Source organism: Agrobacterium sp. a22-2 (assembly GCF_012276985.1).
Taxonomy (GTDB): Bacteria; Pseudomonadota; Alphaproteobacteria; order Rhizobiales; family Rhizobiaceae; genus Allorhizobium.
Genome location: NZ_JAAXMM010000006.1, coordinates 219,337 through 239,956 on the forward strand (window position 1 = coordinate 219,337; position 20,620 = coordinate 239,956).

General features: G+C 62.1%; 13 protein-coding genes and 1 tRNA gene. 6 read left to right on the top strand and 8 right to left on the bottom strand.

Annotated features, from left to right (window positions below):
• Positions 1-67: 67 nt before the first annotated feature.
• The 5 genes from HFC70_RS11680 to HFC70_RS11700 all read right to left on the bottom strand — a co-directional run bounded on the left by HFC70_RS11680 (position 68) and on the right by HFC70_RS11700 (position 9,357).
• Positions 68-547, bottom strand: coding sequence for a chemotaxis protein CheW (locus HFC70_RS11680; protein WP_168473414.1), 480 nt, complete (start codon positions 545-547; stop codon positions 68-70).
• A complete protein-coding gene (locus tag HFC70_RS11685) occupies positions 547-2,346 on the bottom strand; it encodes a PAS domain-containing methyl-accepting chemotaxis protein (RefSeq protein ID WP_168473415.1) in 1,800 nt (599 codons plus the stop codon). Before HFC70_RS11685 ends, HFC70_RS11680 begins: the two co-directional genes overlap by 1 nt.
• Positions 2,347-2,771: 425 nt before the next feature.
• A complete protein-coding gene (locus HFC70_RS11690; protein ID WP_168473525.1) occupies positions 2,772-6,935 on the bottom strand; it encodes a translocation/assembly module TamB domain-containing protein in 4,164 nt (1,387 codons plus the stop codon).
• Positions 6,936-6,995: 60 nt separating this feature from the next.
• The gene (locus HFC70_RS11695; protein ID WP_168473416.1) at positions 6,996-8,921 is read right to left on the bottom strand and encodes an autotransporter assembly complex family protein; all 1,926 of its coding nucleotides are present in this window, start codon (positions 8,919-8,921) and stop codon (positions 6,996-6,998) included.
• A 172-nt stretch (positions 8,922-9,093) separates the two neighbouring features.
• Entirely contained in the window at positions 9,094-9,357 is a 264-nt protein-coding gene (locus tag HFC70_RS11700; RefSeq protein WP_168473417.1) for a YMGG-like glycine zipper-containing protein, read from the bottom strand.
• 310 nt (positions 9,358-9,667) lie between these two features.
• Here HFC70_RS11700 and HFC70_RS11705 point away from each other — a divergent pair, with 310 nt between their 5' ends.
• From HFC70_RS11705 to HFC70_RS11725, 5 genes are all read left to right on the top strand, one after another.
• Positions 9,668-10,156: a (2Fe-2S)-binding protein gene (locus tag HFC70_RS11705; protein ID WP_168473418.1), complete on the top strand. Its 489-nt coding sequence runs from the start codon at positions 9,668-9,670 to the stop codon at positions 10,154-10,156.
• Positions 10,157-10,242: 86 nt separating this feature from the next.
• Entirely contained in the window at positions 10,243-12,591 is a 2,349-nt protein-coding gene (locus tag HFC70_RS11710) for a xanthine dehydrogenase family protein molybdopterin-binding subunit (protein WP_168473419.1), read from the top strand.
• A gap of 15 nt (positions 12,592-12,606) precedes the next feature.
• Positions 12,607-13,401 carry a xanthine dehydrogenase family protein subunit M gene (locus HFC70_RS11715; protein ID WP_168473420.1) on the top strand — a complete coding sequence of 265 codons (795 nt, stop codon included), beginning with the start codon at positions 12,607-12,609 and terminating at the stop codon, positions 13,399-13,401.
• Positions 13,402-13,622: 221 nt separating this feature from the next.
• Positions 13,623-14,837: a 5-aminolevulinate synthase gene (hemA, locus tag HFC70_RS11720; protein ID WP_168473421.1), complete on the top strand. Its 1,215-nt coding sequence runs from the start codon at positions 13,623-13,625 to the stop codon at positions 14,835-14,837.
• 76 nt (positions 14,838-14,913) lie between these two features.
• Entirely contained in the window at positions 14,914-16,047 is a 1,134-nt protein-coding gene (locus HFC70_RS11725) for a serine hydrolase (protein WP_168473422.1), read from the top strand.
• A 22-nt stretch (positions 16,048-16,069) separates the two neighbouring features.
• On the opposite strand, the gene dxr is transcribed toward HFC70_RS11725, so the two are convergent.
• Positions 16,070-17,260, bottom strand: coding sequence for a 1-deoxy-D-xylulose-5-phosphate reductoisomerase (gene dxr, locus HFC70_RS11730; protein ID WP_168473423.1), 1,191 nt, complete (start codon positions 17,258-17,260; stop codon positions 16,070-16,072).
• Between the two features lie 100 nt (positions 17,261-17,360).
• Between dxr and HFC70_RS11735 the strand changes: the two genes are divergently transcribed.
• Positions 17,361-19,259 (top strand): heavy metal translocating P-type ATPase, encoded by a 1,899-nt coding sequence (locus HFC70_RS11735; protein ID WP_246735741.1) that lies wholly within the window; start codon positions 17,361-17,363, stop codon positions 19,257-19,259.
• Between the two features lie 10 nt (positions 19,260-19,269).
• Here HFC70_RS11735 and HFC70_RS11740 read toward each other — a convergent pair.
• Both HFC70_RS11740 and HFC70_RS11745 read right to left on the bottom strand, forming a co-directional pair.
• Positions 19,270-19,346: transfer RNA gene (locus HFC70_RS11740), tRNA-Arg, on the bottom strand.
• 105 nt (positions 19,347-19,451) lie between these two features.
• Positions 19,452-20,615, bottom strand: a complete 1,164-nt coding sequence (locus HFC70_RS11745) for a M20 aminoacylase family protein (protein WP_168473425.1) — start codon at positions 20,613-20,615, stop codon at positions 19,452-19,454.
• Positions 20,616-20,620 lie beyond the last annotated feature (5 nt).

Sequence of the window (20,620 nt, forward strand, 5' to 3'; positions counted from 1 at the left end):
CAGAGAAGCGGCCGAAAGGCCGCTTCTTTTGTATTCTGATGGTCTTTTTTGAGACCGGATGTAGAAATCAGGCGGCGAGTTCTTCGATTTCGCTGCCCTTGAACATTTTTGCGAGGTTCAGGAAGCAGATCATGCCGTTTTCGTTGGCGATGATGCCTTCGGAGAAGGACTTGTCGAAGGAAGCAGAGATTTCCGGCACCGGCTGGACCTGAATGCTCGGAATCGTCAGGATATCCGATACGCGATCAACGAGCATGCCGATGACCATGTTGTGGACCTCAGCAACGACGATCGCAGAGCGTTCGTTGGCAACCGTGCTCTTCATGCCCAGCTTGTAGGCCAGATCGATGATCGGGATAACCGAACCACGAAGGTTCATCACGCCGATGACGTCGGCCGGAGCATGGGGGATCGGCGTGCAGGGCGCCCAGCCGCGAATTTCGCGGATGGTCGTGGTCTTCACGCAGAATTCCTGATCGTGGAGCCGGAAGGCAATGATCTCAAGGGTTTCACCGCCGAAGCTGGTGGGATTGATTGGTGTGGCCATTAGAATTCTTCCCAACTTTCCTGAGCCTGGGCCGTTACCGCTCTGCCAGAGTTAGCGCGGGCGACTTGTGCCATGAGTTTGCGTGCGGGCGATGGTGCAGGACGGTGGACTGCAGAGGCATCGGTTCTCACTGGGGTAAGATTAACAGAAGAGTGTTGCTCAAATCTAAACTGCTGAAGCAGCTTTCGAAGTGTTTCCGCTTCACGCGCCAGGCTATGACTTGCGGCGGTGGATTCTTCGACCATCGCAGCATTCTGCTGGGTATTCTGGTCCATCGCATTGACGGCCTTGTTGATTTCCTGAAGGCCCGTTGATTGTTCCTTCGAGGCACCGACGATCGCCACGACGTTCCTGTCGATATCCTGCACTTCCGAGACGATTTCGATCAGCGCCTGGCCGGTGTCGCCGACCAGAGACACGCCGCTTTTGACATGGTTGGACGAGGCGGTGATAAGCGCCTTGATCTCCTTTGCGGCCGTCGCGGAGCGTTGGGCCAGTTCGCGCACTTCCTGGGCGACGACGGCGAAACCCTTGCCGGCCTCGCCTGCGCGAGCGGCTTCGACGCCGGCATTCAGGGCCAGCAGATTGGTCTGGAAGGCAATATCATCGATGACACCGATGATATTGCTGATTTCGCGGGACGAGGATTCGATCTGCCCCATGGCACCGATGGCGCTTTTGACAATTTCGCCGGATTTTTCGGCCGCAGCCTTGGTCTTGGCGACCAATTGTCCGGCATCATCCGCCCGTTTGGAGCTGTCGGTTACGGTCTGGGTGATTTCTTCAAGGGCTGCGGCGGTCTCCTCCACAGCCGCGGCCTGCTGCTCGGTGCGCTTTGCGAGTTCGTCGGATGCGCTCTGGATCTGACGCGAGCCGGCTGCGATGGCGGAGGCATTCTCGGCCACGGTGCGCATTGCCTCCTGAAGCTTGGCGATCGAATTGTTGAAATCGACGCGAACCTTTTCCAGGGTTGGAATAAAGGGCTTGTCGATGGTGGCCGTCAGGTCGCCGTCGGCAAGCGCGGTCAGTCCGGCGGCGATTTCATCAACGGCGCGCACCCGCTCCGTGATGTCGGTTGCGAATTTGACGACTTTGAACACCTTGCCGTTCATGTCGAAGATTGGATTGTAGGAGGCCTGGATCCAGACGACCCGTCCGCCCTTGCCGATCCGCTTGAATTCTTCAGCCACATATTCGCCAGCCGCGAGCTTTTGCCAGAAGGCAGTATAGGCGGGGCTGTTGACATAAGACGGTTCGCAAAACAGCGAATGGTGCTTGCCCTGTATCTCGGACTCGGAGTAGCCGAGCGCATTGAGGAAATTGTCATTGGCGCGAATGACGTCACCCTTCGGGGTGAATTCGATGACGGCCTGGGCCCGGCCAATCGCTGCAACCTTGCCGGAATCTTCCGCCGTTTTCAGCTTCGCTTCGGTGATGTCGGTCGCGACCTTGATGACCTTGTAGGGCTTTCCGCCACGGAGGACCGGATTGTAGGATGCCTGAATCCAGACTTCCTTGCCGGACTTGGCGATACGTTTGTATTCCCGCGTATCGAACTTGCCGCGGCCAAGCATGGCCCAAAATTCCTTGTAGTCCGGCGTTGCCACATAGGCCGGATCGCAGAACAGGCTATGGTGCTTTCCTTTGATCTCGGACAGCTGATAGCCAAGCAGGTTACAGAATATCTCGTTGGCGGACAGAATTGTTCCGTTAAGGTCAAATTCAATGATCGCCTGCGATTTGTTCAACGCGCTAAGAATATTCTTCGCGTCGGAGCTAAAGCCTGGAATAAGTGACATCTGCGGCACCTTTTTGCGGTGTTGAATTGGGTACACTGACATGAACATTTAGGCAGCGCTTCATTCGCTGCAGTGCAAACTCATCCGAAGGCTCTGTTGTTGAGGCGCCGTCATGTCTGCAGTCACCCTTGATTTTAAGGATGTCGAGTTAAGATAGTATTTACTTGCTATCAGGTGCTCAAAAATATTTGAGTCTTGGAGAGCTTCCGGAGTACAGATTCGAACATATTTTCTGCTGATGGTTACTGATACCAAGTCTCGATGATAGGAACCTATAGGATGGCTTATGGAGGTGTCTGGCTAGGCGCGGCGCTCAGGGCGATGCAGTCGCATCGGCCAATCGGCGCAACAACGCCACAGGCCTGCCATAAGCCACCTTCGGTCGGCTTCTCGGCCCTACAGATTCCTATCATCGAGACTTGGTATCAGTATTCCTTTTCGTAGAATATGCCGGCTGCGCCGGACCCGTCCCCGCCTGCTTCGCCGCGCAGCTTTACGCCACGGCCGACATCGAGGTTGATGACCGCCTTGCCGCCGCCATCGCCGGCCTGCAGTTCCAGATAGGTACGGTCGTTCAGATAGCGGCCGGCGCTGACATTCGCATTGCCCTTCTCGTCAGTGGAAATATCAAGGTCGTCGACGCCGATGGTGTTGCGCAGGGTATTGAACAGCGAGGTGGATCGGCCGCCGGCCAATTGCCCGACGGCGTCCGCCAGCTGCGCGATCTGCAATGGAGACAGTTTTGCCATGGACTGGCCGAAGATCAGTTGGGCCAGGATCTCATCCTGCGGCAGGGCAGGAGACGAGGAGAAGCTGACATCAGGGTCATTGGCCAGGCCGGACACGGTCACGGTGATCGTCGTGCTGTTGGAGGTGCTGGTCGCCTCGAGATTGATGATCGGGATCAGCGCGCCGCCAAAGGTGATGGTGCCCTCGGTGAAGTCGAGGCGCTTCGTCATGATGCTCAAGCGACCGCGTCGCAGCGTGAAGGCACCGGACACCTGTGGGGCAGCGCTGGTGCCGCGAATGGTCAGGTCGCCGCCCAGTTCCGCATCGATACCTCGGCCGCGAACGAAGATCTGCGAGGGCGCCGAGACCTGCAAATCGAGATTGATCGCCGACGAACTGCCGTTTTCCTCCTTGGTCATCACCTCGGCCATCTGCCGGCGGACGTCGGCGGGGGCATTCTTGTGGGCGATATTGAGTTCGGACAGGGATGCCGGCAGACGCTCGGGAACGGTAATCGAGGTCTTCGCCATGGCGATCTTGCCGGACAGAACAGGCGAGGCCAGAAGCGGCCCGGTGAGCGACAGTGTCCCGCTGGCCGATGTCGTGAACATCGAGCCATCGACATAGGCGGCCTTGTCGAGCTTGATCTGGATATCGGTCGGCAGGCCGGGTGACGCGATGTCGATCGTCCCGCCACCCGACAGCGTTCCACCGCCGGCCAGACGTCCGCTGAGGCCGGAGATCGTGGCGCGATTGCCGCCGAGCGCCACATCGGCTGTGAGTTGTTCGATGGCAAGATTGCGTTTGACGTCGACGAAGCGGGCGCCGCGGGTGCGCACGGTGCCATTGATGACCGGCGATGCCGTCGTGCCGGAGACGGTAATGTCGGCGTCGGCGGAGCCCTCAAGCAGGAAGCCCCGATTGGCGATCAGACCCGACAGCAGGGCAAAGGGAAGCTTGCCGGCAAATTTCATCGAGATCGGCTTGTTGCCGGACAGCTGCAGCGAGCCGCCGCCGTTCAGGGTCAGTCCGCCCTGGCCGCTGACCTTGGTGTCGAGCGACAGGCGGTCGCCGGCATAGGTGCCCGAGGCGGTGATGGAGAGCGGCGGCAATGCAACGGACCTCGTTTGCGCAACCACGGCATTGTTCCAGGTCAGCGCATAGGTGACGTTGGGGGATGCGGCCCGACCGGTTGCCTTCACGTCGCCTGAAATGTCGCCGGCGGCATCGAGCCCGGCCACGAACGGGTTGGCCAGGGCGGCCGGAAGATTGCGGATCGCCGCCGAGATATCCAGCGTCTCGCCGGCGGTGCCGCTGACGATGACCGTGCCGGTGCCGGCGGCAATCATCAGCGTTTCGATCGTCGCCCGACCATCGGCGATGCGGATTGAAGCTGGCTGGCTGAGTTTCAGCTGGATCGAGCGCGGCGCGGCAGCAAAGCTCTGCAGAGCGACCCGTAACGCCGAACCCTCCTGGGTCAAGGTGCCCTTTGAGGTCACCGGTGCGCCATCATAGCGGGCGGAAAGATCGAAATCGGTGGCGCTGCCCTGGCGGGAGAAGGACAGAATAGGCGCTTCGATGCGGTTGATGCCAGCACTGACCGCACCGGCGGAAATCTTGCCCTGAACGGCCAGAGCCTTCACATCGCTGATGGCCAGATCGATGTTTGGGGTGGTCACCGTCACCGTGTCGCGCTTGATTTCTCGGCCGGCGGCCAGGATATCCATCGAAATATGATTGTCGCTTTGGGCAATCTTCAGGCTGCCTTTCAGGTCGCCGCTGGCGGTCTGGCCGCCGAGCGCTGCCAGAAGGCCGATATCGGGGAAGTCGAAATCCAAGATCCCTGACGGCAGGAACTGCGGGCTGAAGTCGAGCGCGCCCTTGAGATTGTTGTCGCCGACCCTGACGGTCAGATCGGGAATGCTGGCCTTGCCGTCCCGGGAGACCAAATCTGCATCCAGCTGGATCGCCTGCCCGTCAAGGCTGCCATTGGCAGTGATCGTGGCCTGCGGCTGTTTCGGGTCCGCGGTGCCGCTGAGGGCAATATCAAGCGACTGCAGCGTGCGGCCGGCAAGGGTGGCGCTTGCGGCGGAAATCGTCGCATCGGCGGCGATGGCATTCATCGGCCCTTGCGCTTTGAGCGTGAATGCAGCCGATCCTTCCGCATTGTCCAGAAAGATGCCGATCTCTGGCAATGTGCCCTTGAGGTCGGCGGTTAGCCGGCTATCGGCAAGATTGAGGCTGCCGGTTGCCTCGACAGCATTGGAGGTCAGCTGCAAATCCGTGATGGAGAGCGTCTTTTCAGCCGAATAGGTCAGTGCGCCGGCAAGGCCGATCGTGTCGGTGAATTTAACAGCAAGACTTTCCGGCAGGACGCCCGGCAGGGCAAAGAGCTGGAAGCCGCCAGACAGGGAGGCATCGCCAAGAGTGTAAGCACCATTGATCGTGCCGCCGATGCTGGCGCTTTCAAGGGTCAACCCTTCGACGGAGATGGCTTCGGTCGACAGGGTCACGGGCGCCTTGATGGTCAGCGGTGCGCGAATGGCCCGGTTGATGGTCTCGTCGGTAAATTGGCTGGAGGCGACGGAGACGGTCGTATCGAGCACGCCTTGCCGTCCGGCGATATCGAAGCTGTCGCTCCTGGCGGTCAGTTGCAAGCCGTTCAACTGGCCCTGCGGCAGGGAGAGAGATTCGACGGCGGCGGCCAGGTTCACCTTGGCGGAGGCCGCCGAGCCGGTGACGGAGACATCAAGGCCATTGATCAGGGCGCGGATCTCGTCATTGCCGCTCGGCCAGCGGAAATCGACGGGTCCACTGACGCCGATCAGATTGGCCTTGAGGTCGTTGGCGCCCTTGGGATCAAGGCTGCCGGAGGCCGAAACCAGCATGCTGCCCGTGGCGATCGTGCCAGTCTCGATATCGACCGATCCACCCGCGCCGAAGGCGGCTGCCAGATCGATCTGCGTATCGCCGGCAAACAGCGGCCGCAGAGCCGGCGGCAGGAAGGTATCGAACTGGCCGCTGCCCTTGACAGTGACCTGGCGCAGGTTGTCGGCGGCGAGCGTGTGGGTTGCATCGACACTCAGCCGCGGCTGGCCGGCTACCGCTGCGGTCAGCTTGCCCTTCCATTGTGATAAAGCGCCATCGCCCGACAGATTGAGGTCGATGGCCGGCGTGCCCGGCAGCCGCAGCAAGGTGGCCAGAATGCCCTGTTCCGGCTCGGTAAGCTGGGCTTCAAGGGTCAGGCTATTGCTGGCCGGTGCATAGACGAGGTCGGCCGTCAGTGCCGCATCGGGAACGGATGTCCGGTTGATGGCAAGCGTTGCCGCGATCGCCGCATTGTCGGCCATGACATTGCCTTTGAGGGCCAGCGATGCGGCATTGCCGATCAGGGCCTCGCCGAGCTTGACGATCGGCAGATCAACGGCTTTCACATCGATGGCAACCGGCAGCGAGAAACCATCATCCCCGGTGCTGGTCGCAACTTCCGTGACGACTGGCTGCCGTTCGAGGGCGACCGTGCCGGCCGAAATCCGCTGGGCTTCGAAGCGTCTTGAGAGAAGTGCCAGAGGCGACCAGTCAATGGAGAGATCACGGATTTCCGCATAGACGCCTTGAGTATCCGAAACGGTGACGGTCCCGGCGCGCAGATGGCCGTTCAGCAGGCCCTGCGGTTCCGAGATCGTGATGGTGCGGTCGGGGGTCGAGACGGCGGAGGCAATCATGTCGGTCACGACGCGCGCGCCAAGCGTGGTGAAACCGGCAATTCCAACCGCGGCCACACCGACGATTGCCAGCACGATCAGCAGCAGGCCGAGAAGGCGCAGCGTTGCACCGGTTATTCGTCTCAATAGGGTCATTGCCAAGTCGCAACCTTCTCATGCCCGGGGGCGTGCAATCGTTCTGCTCTAGAGGCTCTTCTAGAAGCTCTGGCCGATGCCGACATAGATGCCGTAACTAGCGCCATCGGGATAGGCATCAAGAGGCATTGCCACGTCGAACCGCAAGGGGCCAAAGGGCGTTGCATAGCGCAGGCCGATGCCGGCCCCCATGCGAATATCGGAGAAATCGGGAATATTCGCGGTCGATACGCTGCCGGCATCAAGGAAAGGCACGATACCGATGGTCTCGGTGATCTTGACGCGGGCTTCCAGCGAGGCAAGGGCATAGGAGCGACCGCCGGTTGCCTCGTCCTCGGAGTTGTAGGGAGAAATCTCCTGGAACGCATAACCACGCACCGAACCGCCGCCGCCGGCGTAAAAGCGCCGCGTCGCCGGGATATCCTGCAGGCTGCCGTCGCCGAACAGCGTGCCGAGCTTGACCTGGCCGGCAAAGACCACGCGGTCATCTTCGCCGACCGATTGATAGGCAGATGCCGTTGCTTCGAAGGACGAGAAAACCGTGCTGTTGAGGATCTCATAGCTTGGCGTCACGTTGATCGCGGCGCGATAACCCTCGGTCGGGTTGAGCTTGTTGTCGCGGGCATCTCGCACATATTCCAGCGGAATTGCGAAGGTCAGGTACTGGTTGTTGCCGAAGGCGTCGTCGATGTCGGCAAATTCCAGCGAGGTGCCGGCCGAGACCGTGTCATAGTCAGTCAACTCGTAGGAGAGGCCGACAAGTCCGGTCACCGTGGCCGAATCGTAGGAGTCCGTATTGAGCGTCGCAGCCTTGACGCTGGCGTTCAGCGTCGCGGAGGGAAAGAAGGCTCCCGGCTTGGAAAACAAGATGCCTGCCGAATAATTCAGCTCGGTCGCGTCGGTCGTTTCGCCAAGACCGCTGACGGATCCTTCGATCCGCAGGGATTCCGCCTGGCCGAACAGGTTGCGGTGTCCCCAATAGCCCTCCAGCCCGAAGCCATCGATGGTCGAGACCGATGCCCCGGCACCGAAGTAGCGATGCTTGCCTTCCGATACGACGATGCCCAGAGGGATGGAGCCATCGGCAGCCAGTTTCTCATCCTCGCGAATGGACACGCTTGAGAAGACGCCGAGCTTGCGCAGGCGGTCGCCTGCCTTGCGCAGGTCTTCGGGTGAATAGGGCTTGCCTTCGTTGAGACGCGAGTAGCGCCGGATGAAGTCCGGATCGACGGCCTTCGTGCCGGAAACCGAGACTGTTCCGAGGGGCGCCACCGGGCCGCCATCGGCGCCGATGGTCACGTCGACGGTGAGCGCCTTGTGATCGGCAACAACCTCGCGGGCCGTCAGCCGAGCCAAAGGCCGGCTTCCCGCCTTCAAGTCCTCGACGATCTTGTCGGCGGCTTTCAGGATCAACAGCGAGCCGGCACTGCCGCCGGGCACGAGATCGTATGTCTCAGCATCCAGTTCCGCCGCGTCGCCGGTCAGCGAGACACGGCCCAGCGTGAACACCGGGCCGGGCTCCACCTTGATTGTCACAGGCACAGGAGCGGCATGGCTGAATTCGGGGTTGGGCGGCAGGGTGTCGATATTCTGGCCGTCGATTTCCACGGTGACGACGCCGCCATAGCGGGCATTTTCATAAAGGGCGGCCAGCAGGCGATCGCGGTCGTCGCGCGCCTTGATCACCAGCCCGAGATCGCCGGATACGGGCTTGTCTGCTTCTTGGACCAGGCGGGAGCTGTTTTCCAAAACCTCGCGTAGATCCGGATCGGTCGTGGAAGTGCTCAGGTCGGCCTTGTAGGAAACAGGGTCGATAACGTCGTTGGCCGTTTCGGGTTCGCCGAAAATCGTTATCCCGAATAGCTTGAAAGCGTAAGCTTTGCCGGCAACGAGTGGACACAGGGACAGGGCGGTTGCGACCGTCAACCCGGTGCATGCCTTCCGAAACGCGATACTAACCTTCGGTGATGTCGATCTACTCGGCATACGCAGCTTTTTTGTTTACCCGGCCATCATGGCGGACAAGGGTTTCCGCTTAGCTAAGGTTCCACTTTAATAGCAAAAAGCCGGGATGGATATCATTTTGGGACGCATATCCCGAAAACTATCCTTGAATGAGGTCCGGGCGCAGGGCCCGGACCTCTGGTATCGACGGATATCAATAGCCGCGCGGGCAGGAATCGACATAGCGACGACCGTAGCGGTCGCGGTAGTAGCACTGGCCCGGCTGATCGGCGACGCTGCCGATAACAGCACCCGAAACGCCGCCGATGGCTGCGCCGACGGCTGCACCGCGCACGTCGCCGGTGATCGCGCCGCCGATGATGGCACCCGACACGGCGCCGATGCCGGCACCCTTTTCCGTCTGGGTGCAGCCAGCAAGCGACAGGCCCGCCAGCATGAGTACAATAGCCTTCTTCATGGTTCTCTCCAATTTGGGATCGTTGCGGTATTCCGGTTCGATCCGTCCTGCCTATCAGCGCCAGCCTTCATCCACCGTCCACTAAATGACGACTGCTCCGCGAAAATACCGTTGAAACTGTGAATGTCCACGGGTGGCCCGAGGTTTTTAGAGTCGCACCGGCGGCAATGTGCCGACCGTCACAATAATCAGGCGACGTTGCTGCAACGCAGCAAACAAAAAAGTTCCCTTTTCCAAAGTACAGGTTGATCCGGTCCGGAAAAAGACAAATGATGGTCTGGTGTCAGGGAGAGACACGAGGAGGAGCAATATGGCTAAGGTAACGCTGACGGTGAACGGCCGGACAGTGAGCGGCGACTGCGAGGAGCGGACGCTGCTTGTGCATTTCATTCGCGAAAAGCTTGGACTGACCGGCACCCATGTCGGCTGCGACACATCCCAATGCGGTGCCTGCGTGGTTCACATGGACGGCAAGTCTGTGAAGAGCTGTTCCATCCTCGCCGTGCAGGCATCGGGCTCGACGGTCACGACCATCGAAGGCCTGGCCGGCAACGGCGAGCTGCATCCCGTCCAGGCGGCGTTCAAGGAGCATCATGGCCTGCAATGCGGCTTCTGCACGCCGGGCATGGTGATGACTGCGGTCGACATGATCGCCCGCCACGGCGGCACTCTCGACGAGGCAACCGTCCGGCACGAGCTGGAAGGCAATATCTGTCGGTGCACCGGCTATCATAATATCGTCCAGGCGGTTCTTGCCGCCAATACAGAGATGCATGCCGGCCGCCAGGCCGCCGAATAAGCATAGATCGAGACGCCGGCCGGCCGCCGCTGCTGATAAGGTCCTGCGTGCGGATATCCGGGCTGGAAACGCCATCGGAGGATATCATGGGTATTGAAGGTGTGGGTGCGCGGGTGACGCGCAAGGAAGACAAGCGCTTCCTGACCGGCAAGGGCCGGTATACGGACGACATGGTCGTGCCGGGAATGAAATTCGCCTATTTCGTGCGCTCGCCCTATGCGCATGCCAGAATTAAAAGCATCGATGTTTCGGCGGCCAAGGCCATGCCGGGGGTGATCGACGTGCTGGACGGCAAGCAGTTGCTGGCCGACGGGATCGGCAACATCATCTGCGGCTGGATGATCCATTCGAAAGACGGCACACCGATGAAGATGGGCGCCTGGCGTCCGCTGGCGGTCGATACCGTTCGCTATGTCGGCGATGCCGTTCTGATCGTGGTGGCCGACACCTATGGCGAGGCGCGCGATGCGGCCGAGGTGGTCGAGATCGACTATGAAGAGCTGCCGGTGGTGACCACGGCCGTGGCAGCCCTTGAAGGCGGCGCACCGCAATTGCACCCGGAAGCGCCCGGCAACCTGATCTTCGACTGGGAGATCGGCGATAGCGCTGCCGTTGACAAGGCGATTGCCGAGGCAGCGCATGTCACGGAACTCAAGATCCACAACAACCGCCTGTCGCCCAACCCGATGGAGCCGCGCGCCACGCTCGGCATCTACGACAGCGCGGAAGACCATTACACCTGCTACACCACGAGCCAGAACCCGCATGTGGCGCGGCTTGTCATGAGCGCCTTCTACAATGTCGCGCCGGAGCACAAGCTACGGGTCATCGCGCCGGATGTCGGCGGTGGTTTCGGCTCGAAGATCTATATCTATCCGGAAGAAATCATCTGTCTGTGGGCTTCCAAGAAAACCGGCGTTCCGGTCAAGTGGACGTCCGACCGGACGGAAGCCTTCCTCACCGATGCCCATGGCCGCGACCATGTCTCGACGGTCAAGATGGCCTTCGACAAGGACAATCGCATCACCGGCCTGAAAGTCGACACGATCGCCAATCTCGGCGCCTATATGTCGCTGTTCTCGTCCTCGGTGCCGACCTATCTCTATGCGACTCTATTGTCGGGCCAGTACAATATCCCGGCGATCCATGCCAATGTGCGGACGGTCTATACCAACACGGTGCCGGTCGATGCCTATCGCGGCGCCGGTCGTCCGGAAGCGACCTATGTCATGGAGCGCACGATGGAAACGGCGGCACGCGAGCTGGGGCTGTCGCCGGCCGAGCTTCGACGCACGAATTTCGTCCGCACTTTCCCGCATCAGACGCCTGTCATCATGGCCTATGATGCCGGGGATTTCGAAGCCTCGCTGAATGCGGCCATGGCAGCGGCCGACTGGAACGGCTTTGCCGGCCGCAAGGCGGAGGCCGCATCGCGCGGCAAGAAACGCGGCATCGGCATGAGCTGTTATATCGAAGCCTGCGGCATTGCGCCGTCAGCGGCGGTCGGCTCGCTCGGCGCCGGCGTCGGCTTATGGGAATCGGCGGAAGTGCGGGTCAATGCGGTCGGCACGGTCGAAGTGCTGACCGGTTCGCACAGCCATGGCCAGGGCCATGAGACGACCTTTGCCCAGCTCGTCAACCAGCGTCTCGGCGTGCCGATCGACAATGTTTCGATCGTGCACGGCGACACCGACAAGGTGCAGATGGGCATGGGCACCTATGGCTCGCGCTCCGGCGCCGTCGGCATGTCGGCGATCGTCAAGGCGCTCGACAAGGTCGAGGCCAAGGCCAAGAAGATCGCCGCCCATCTGATGGAAGCCGACGAAAGCGATATCGTCATCGAGAATGGTGAGTTGAAGGTGGCCGGCACGGACAAGGTTCTGCCGTGGTTCCAGGTGGCGCTGGCTGCCTATACCGCCCACAATCTGCCGGCCGGCATGGAGCCGGGGCTGAAGGAAGGGGCGTTCTACGATCCCTCCAACTTCACTTTCCCGGCCGGCTGCTACATCTGCGAAGTCGAGGTCGATCCGGAAACCGGCAAGACCGAGATCATCCAGTTCGTCGCGGCCGACGATTTCGGCAATATCATCAATCCGATGATCGTCGAGGGGCAGGTGCATGGCGGCATCGCGCAGGGCATCGGGCAGGCGCTGCTCGAAGGGGTGAATTACGATCCGGTGACCGGCCAGTTGCTGACGGCGAGCTACATGGACTATGCCATGCCGCGCGCCGACGATCTGCCGTCCTTCAGCATCTCGCATCAATGCACGCCGTGCCCGGGCAATCCGCTCGGCATCAAGGGCTGCGGCGAGGCGGGCGCCATCGGCTCGCCGCCGGCGCTGATCAATGCGATCACCGATGCCATCGGCAACAACAACCTGAATATGCCGGCCACGCCGCTTGCGGTGTGGAACGCCATTCAGGCCGCGCAGTGAAGGGGAGATAGGTCCATGTATGCAACCAATTATCACCGCGCATCGTCCGTTGAAGATGCCGCCCGCCTGCTTGGTTCGGCGGAGGATGGGAAATATGTGGCGGGCGGTCAGACCCTGATCGCCACCATGAAGCAGCGGCTGGCCAGCCCCAGCGATCTGATCGACCTGCGCCATATCGATGCGATGAAGGGCATTGCCGTCGATGGCGGCACCGTTCGCATCGGAGCGGCCGTCACCCATGCCGAAGTCGCATCATCGGCGGCGATCAAGGCCGTCTGTCCGGCGCTCTCGGCGCTGGCCGGGATGATCGGCGATCCGCATGTGCGGCATATGGGCACGATCGGCGGCTCGATCGCCAATAACGATCCGGCTGCCGATTATCCCGCCGCCATGCTGGCGCTTGCCGCGACGATCATCACCGATCGGCGGCAGATTCCGGCGGACGAGTTCTTCGCGGGGCTGTTTGAAACGGCGCTTGAGGATGGCGAACTGATCACGGCGGTGTCCTTTGCCGCGCCGCCGGCCGCCGGCTACGCAAAATTCCCCAATCCGGCCTCGCGCTACGCGATGGCAGGGGTGTTCGTGGCCAAGGGGGCCGGCGGCGTGCGGGTGGCCGTCACCGGCGCCGGGGCGAGCGGCGTGTTCCGCCATGGCGCAATGGAAGCGGCCCTTGCCGCCAACTGGTCGGTGGCGGCGCTGGCCAATGTCCCGGTTGCCGAGGAAGGGCTGATGTCGGACATGCATTGCAGTTCGCAATATCGTGCGAACCTCGTGAAGGTCATGGCCAAGCGGGCTGTTGCCGGGGCCTGAGTCGGACTGTTTCCTCAAAGATTGGAAAAGGACGGCTGCGGCTGTCCTTTTTCTTTGAGTTTGACGCAGATCAAATTTCGATAGGAAGGGATCGGTTAGTAAATTTCTGGAAAGATTCGAAAAGCGCGCCTTTTGTCGCAGTTTAGAACGAATTTACAGTGCCGGGCTTGACCGCTCGCATGGACGGACCCAAAAAGGGTGTCAAAGACTGGAGTTTGGCAATGGATTTCGAAGCTTTTTTCAAAAGCGAATTGGAAAATCTTCACGAAGAAGGCCGCTATCGCGTTTTTGCCGATATCGAGCGTCAGCGCGGCAATTTTCCTCGTGCCACGCGCTATACCAATGAAGGCCAGCAGGACGTCACCGTCTGGTGTTCCAACGACTATCTCGGCATGGGGCAGAACCCCGATGTCGTGGAAGCGATGAAGAACGCCATCGACCACTGTGGCGCGGGTGCTGGAGGCACCCGGAATATTTCTGGCACCAACCATTACCATGTGCTGCTGGAGCGCGAGCTCGCAGATTTGCATGGCAAGGAATCGGCGCTGATCTTCACTTCCGGCTATATTTCCAACTGGGCATCGCTCGGCACGCTTGGCCAGAAGATCCCCGGCCTGATCATCTTCTCGGATGCCTTGAACCATGCCTCGATGATCGAGGGCATTCGCTATGCGAAATGCGACCGCGTCATCTGGAAGCACAACGATCTGAAGGACCTCGAAGCCAAGCTGGCGGCTGCCGATCCCCGGGCGCCGAAGCTGATCGCCTTCGAATCGGTCTATTCCATGGATGGCGATATCGCACCGATCAAGGAAATCTGCGACCTTGCCGACAAATACGGCGCCATGACCTATCTGGACGAAGTGCATGCCGTCGGCATGTATGGCGCCCATGGCGGCGGCATCGCCGAGCGCGAAGGCCTTATGCATCGTCTGACGATTATCGAAGGTACGCTTGGCAAGGCCTTCGGCGTGATGGGCGGCTATATCGCGGCGTCTGCCGCCCTTTGCGATTTCATCCGCTCCTTTGCCTCCGGCTTCATCTTCACGACAGCCCTGCCGCCGTCGCTGGCAGCCGGTGCGGTCGCCTCGATCCGCCACCTGAAGACCAGCCAGATAGAACGGTTCGCCCATCAGGAACGGGTTCGCCGCCTGCGCTCGATGCTTGATGCCCGCGGCATTCCGCATATGTCCAACCCGAGCCATATCGTGCCCGTGCTGGTCGGCGACGCGGCCAAGTGCAAGTGGATCTCGGATCTTCTGCTCGACAATTTCGGCATCTACGTTCAGCCGATCAACTATCCGACGGTGCCGAAGAAGACCGAGCGTTTGCGCATCACCCCGACGCCGCTGCATTCGGACGGGGATCTCGAACATCTGGTCGGCGCGTTGCATCAGCTCTGGTCGCGTTGCGCCCTGTCGCGCGCGGTCGCTTGATCGGTCCAGGATATTTCCTATAACGATGCGGGTCACGGCAACGTGGCCCGCATTTTTATTGGGAGATTTTTCAGCCATGACCATTGCGGACCGTGTCAACCGGATGCTCGACCAGGCGATCGAGCAGGAGCGCATCACCGGGGCGGTGGTTCTGGTCTACCGCGATGGCGAACCGCTTCTGCGTCGCGCCGCCGGATATGCCGATCGCGAAGCGCGGCGGCCCGTCACCCTCGACACGATCTTTCGCTACGCGTCGCTGAGCAAGCCGGTGGTTGCGGTGACGGCATTGGCCATGGCCGATGCCGGTCTCATCAGCCTGGATGATCCCGTTGTCGATATTCTGCCGTGGTTTCGCCCGAAGACCGCCGATGGGCGGGAGGCCGCGATCACCATCCGTCATCTGCTGACCCATACATCAGGTCTCGTCTACGATCCGGCCCTGGAACTTCTCGCCCCGGACCGCGCGGTGACGATGGGCCTTGTCGACACGGATCTTGATCTCAAGTCTAATTTCGAGCGGCATAACGCCATACCTCTGGCGTTTGCGCCCGGCAGCCGCTGGGCCTATTCCTTTGCGACAGACATTCTCGGCGCCGTGATTGCGGCCGTGCATGGCGATACGCTGGAGGCGGCCGTAATCCACCATGTTGCCGGTCCGCTTGGGATGTCGGATGCGCGCTTCCATGTCACCGACAAAGAGCGATTGGCCGTCGCCTATGCGGATGGCCGGGAGCGGCCGGACCGCATGCCGGATCCGTGGATAGCCGCCGGCGAGGCCGGATGGCGGGCGGCATTCTCACCGTCGCGCATCTTCAATCCCAAGGCGTTCCAGTCCGGTGGCGCCGGCATGGCCGGAACGGCCGACGACATGCTGAAACTGCTCGAAACGGTGCGGGCGGGCGGTCAGCCCGTGCTGAAGCCCGAGACGGCGAAGGCGGCGATCTCCAATCAGATCGGCGATATCGACGGCGAGCCGGGCATGCGGTTCGGGTTCATCGGCGCGGTGATCATCGATCCCGATGCGGCGGCAACGGCTCTGCCGAAGGGTGCGCTGCAATGGGGTGGGGTCTACGGAAACACCTGGTTCATCGATCCGGCCGAACGGCTGACCGTCGTCAGCCTGACCAATACCGCGCTTGAAGGCTGCATGGGTTTTTATCCCGAACTGCTGCGCCGGGCGGTCTATGGACGGCGCCAGGCGGCGAACTGATGCGGGCCTGGCCTGGCCGTCGTTACGCCGAGCGGCGAGTGGCGATCGCGTCCAAGGCCTGTCGGCGGGCCTCGTCGTCGGCTGCAAAGACGTCGGCGATGGTGGACGCGGCGCCGATGCCGCACAGGCCGTCCATCACCGTCTCGACGATATCGGCCATATCAAGAAAGCCGATGCGTTCTTCGACAAAGGCCGTGAAGGCGGTTTCTTCGGCGGCATTCATCACGGCGCCCTGCAGACCGCCGCGGGTCAGTGCCGTGCGGGCCAGCCGGAGCGCCGGGAACCGCACCTCGTCCGGCGCCTCGAAATCGAGCCGGGCCAGCTTTGCGAAATCCAGCCGCTCGACATTAAGGCTCGGACGCTGAGGATAGGTCAGCGCATAGCCGATGGCGGTGCGCATGTCCGGGCTGCCGAGCTGGGCAATCACCGAGCCGTCGGTATAGCCGACCATGGAATGGACGATCGACTGGGGATGGACGATCACCTCGATCTGATCCGGGCGGACATCGAAGAGATGTTTCGCCTCGATCATTTCCAGCGCCTTGTTGAACATCGAGGCGCTGCCGATCGAGATCTTCAGGCCCATCGACCAGTTGGGATGGGTGCGCGCGGTATGAGCGGTCACGCCCGCCATCTGCTCGCGGCTGAAGGCGCGGAACGGTCCGCCCGAAGCGGTCAGCACGATGCGCTCCAGCGCATGGCGCTGGTGGTCATCGAGGCACTGGAAAATGGCGCTGTGTTCGCTGTCGACGGGGATCAGTCGGCCGCCACCGTCGCGCACTGCCTGGACGAAGAGATCACCGGCGGAAACGAGACATTCCTTGTTGGCGAGCGCGATATCGGCGCCGCGGGCGGCCGCGGCAAGCGTCGGGGCAAGGCCCGCCGTGCCGACGATGGCCGCCATCACCCAGTCCGCGTCGAGCCGGGCGGCCTCGTCGAGCCCTGTCCTGCCGGCCGCGACATCCACGCCGCTTCCAGAAAGCGCATCCTTCAGGGCAATATACTGACTTTCATCGGCTGTGACGGCGAGCCGGGCGCCGGTGGCGCGGGCCTGCGCGGCCAGGAGATCGATATTGCCGTTGCCGGTCAGCGCCAGAATTTCGAAGGAATCCCGGCCGCCAAGCTGCGCAATGACGTCGAGCGTGTTGGTTCCAATCGAGCCGGTGGAACCGAGTATGGTCAAGCGACGCGGCACTTCGGTGACGGGGTTCATTCGGATATCCGCGGATTGCTTCATTTTCCCATGCGTCTACAAGGGAAATGGTTGTGCAGCAAGCATTTGATCCCGGATGCGCCGTCGCGCAACGGAGTTGATGGGGGGAACTGCAATGGTCGATGCGCTGGCCTTCTCGCGCACCTATGCCCGTCCTGTTCTGGCGCTGTTGGCCTTGCTGACGCTCGGCGCCGGCGGATTGGCGATCTCACTCGGCCGGGCAGACCTTGCCGCACTCGGCTGGTCGCTGGGCGCCGGCATTGTGCTTGCGGTGCTTGCCGCGGAAATCGCCGCGTCTTTGTGGCGCGGGCACTTCGGCATCGATGTCATCGCCGGGCTGTCGATGTCGGCAGCCCTTGCCTTCGGCGAACCGCTGGCCGCCAATATCGTCGCCCTGATGTATGCCGGCGGGCAGCAGCTGGAAAATTATGCGGAGGGCCGGGCGCGACGGGAAATGACGGCGCTGCTTGGCCGTGTGGCGCGCACGGCCATGCGCTATGCCGGGGAAAGCCTCGAAGAAGTGGAGATCGATCGGCTGGTGCCGGGCGACCGTATTTTGATCCGGCGCGGCGAGGTGGTGCCGAATGATGGTGTGCTGCTTGATGCACGGGCCGACCTGGACATGTCGGCGCTGACGGGCGAATCCCTGCCCATCCAACTGAGGAACGGCCAGGAGGTGGCCAGCGGTTGCCTGTCGATCGGCGGCGCCTTCGATCTCAAGGTCAGCCGGACCGCCGCAGACAGCACCTATGCCGGCATCGTCCGGCTGGTCGAAGGGGCGCAGCAGAGCAAGGCGCCCCTGGTGCGCCTGGCGGATCGCTATGCCATCTGGTTTCTGCTGGCGACGGTGCTGATCGCCGGCGGCGCCTGGTGGATCAGTGGCGACCGGTTGCGGGCGCTGGCCGTGCTGGTGGTCGCGACCCCCTGTCCGCTGATCCTCGCCGTTCCCGTGGCGATCATATCAGGCATATCGCGGGCCGCAGCGATCGGAGTGTTGATCAAGAACGGCGGCGCGCTGGAGGCGCTGGCGCGGGTGCGCACCGTCGTGCTCGACAAGACGGGTACCGTGACGACCGGGACGGCCGGGGTGGTCGATATCCGTGCCGCGCCGGGCTTAGACGGGGAGATGCTGCTGCGCATGGCGGCCTCGCTCGATCAGGCCTCGAACCATGTCAGCGCGGCAGCCCTGGTGCAGGCCGCGCATCAAAAGGGCATGGTGCTATCCAACCCAACGGATGTCCGCGAGGTGCCGGGTGCGGGCCTTGAGGGTCTTGTCGATGGCCGGCGGGTCGTGGTCGGCGGCAGTAGCTTCGTGCGCGACAGGAGCATGGTCGGCGATCCCTTCGAGCTTGGCGGTGATCTGCCGCCGGGCATGGCCGTGGTGGCGGTCGGCCTGGATGGCGCTGTCGCTGGCATCATCCTGCTCGCTGATCGCGTGCGCGACGACGCCCGCGCCACGCTCGACAGGTTTCGCAAGGCAGGGGTCAGCCGTTTCGTCATGGCGTCCGGCGACCGCTCCGACGTGGTGACCTCGATCGGCCGTACCCTGCAGATCGACGACATGCGCGGCGACCTGCAACCGGCCGACAAGGTGGAGATCGTCATCAGGGAACGTGTCGCGGCACCAGTGATGATGATCGGTGACGGGGTCAACGATGCGCCGGCGCTCGCAGTGGCCGATGTCGGGGTGGCGATGGGCGCGCGGGGTGCTGCCGCCTCCTCGGAGGCTGCGGATATCGTGCTGCTTGTCGACGATCTGCGCCGCCTGGCCCAGGCGCTGGTGGTTGCCCAGAACACGCTCGCCATCGCCCGCCAGAGCGTCGCCGTCGGTCTTGGCCTGTCCTTCCTCGCCATGGGTTTTGCCGGAATGGGCTATCTTTCGCCGGTGCAAGGCGCTTTGCTGCAGGAGGCGATCGACGTGGCTGTCATCCTCAACGCGCTCAGGGCATTGAAAATTCCAACGGACAAGGGCGGGGAGGACAGGAAGGTGCAGGCGTGAGGGAAAGCGATGGTGATTCCGGCGCGATTCGAACGCGCGACCCCCAGATTAGGAATCTGGTGCTCTATCCTGCTGAGCTACGGAACCACTTACAGGCATCCATACAAAAGGCTTAAGGCGAAGCCAAGCTTTTTTAGAGAGGCGGGGTCGGTTTGGCGGTGGCCGGCGGTCGATGTCCGGCCGCCCCAGGTCTCAGTCCGTCAGCCGCTGCTCGGCGAGCTTCACCCAATAGGAAATGCCGTGGGCGATGGCCTCGTCGTTGAAGTCATAGGCGGGATTGTGCAGGCCTGCGGTCTCGCCGTTGCCGATCATGATATAGGCGCCGGGACGAGTCTGCAGCATGAAGGCAAAGTCTTCGCCGGCCATCGATGGATCAACCTCGGTGTCGACATTGTCGGGGCCAGCCACGTCAATCGCGGCACGGGCGGCATGCAGGGTCTCGGCGGCATGGTTGACGGTGACCGGACAGGCCCGCTCATAGTCGACGACGGCCTCGGCACCGTTGGCGGCGGCAATGCCGGCGGCGATCTGGCGGATCCGGCTTTCGGCAAGATCGCGGACGGTTTCGTCGAGGCTGCGCACGGTGCCGGCCAAAAGGGCCTCTTCCGGAATGATGTTGTGGGTGGTGCCGGCAATGAATTTCGTGACCGAGACGACGACGGAGCGTAGCGGATTGGCGTTGCGCGAGGCGATCAGCTGCAGGGCGCCGACGATCTGCGCGCCGATGGCGATCGGATCCAAGGTGTGGTGCGGCTCGGCGGCGTGGCCGCCGCGGCCCTTGACGGTGATGGAGAACTTGTCTGGCGCGGCCATGATGCCGCCCTTGCGGATCGCGAAAGTGCCGACCGGCATGCCGGGCATGTTGTGCATGCCGTAGACTTCCTGGATGCCGAACCGCTCCATCAGGCCGTCCTTGACCATGGCGAGCGCGCCGGCGCCACCCTCTTCGGCGGGCTGGAAGATGACGACGAGATTGCCGTTGAAATTGCGCGTCTCGGCCAGGTATTTGGCAGCCCCCAGCAGCATGGCCGTGTGGCCGTCATGGCCGCAGGCATGCATCCGGCCGGCGACGGTGGAGGCCCAGGGCTTGGCCGTGATCTCGGTCAGCGGTAGGGCGTCCATGTCGGCGCGAAGGCCTATCGCCCGCTGGCTTTCACCGCGGCCGCGGATGACGCCGACCACGCCGGTGCGGCCGATGCCGGTCACGATTTCGTCAACGCCGAACTCGGCAAGGCGCGCCGCCACGAAGGCCGCCGTCTGCTCGACATCGTAGAGAATCTCGGGATTGCTGTGGATATGACGGCGCCATTCCTGCACTTCGTCCTGCAATTCGGCGGCTCGGTTCAAAATCGGCATGTCAT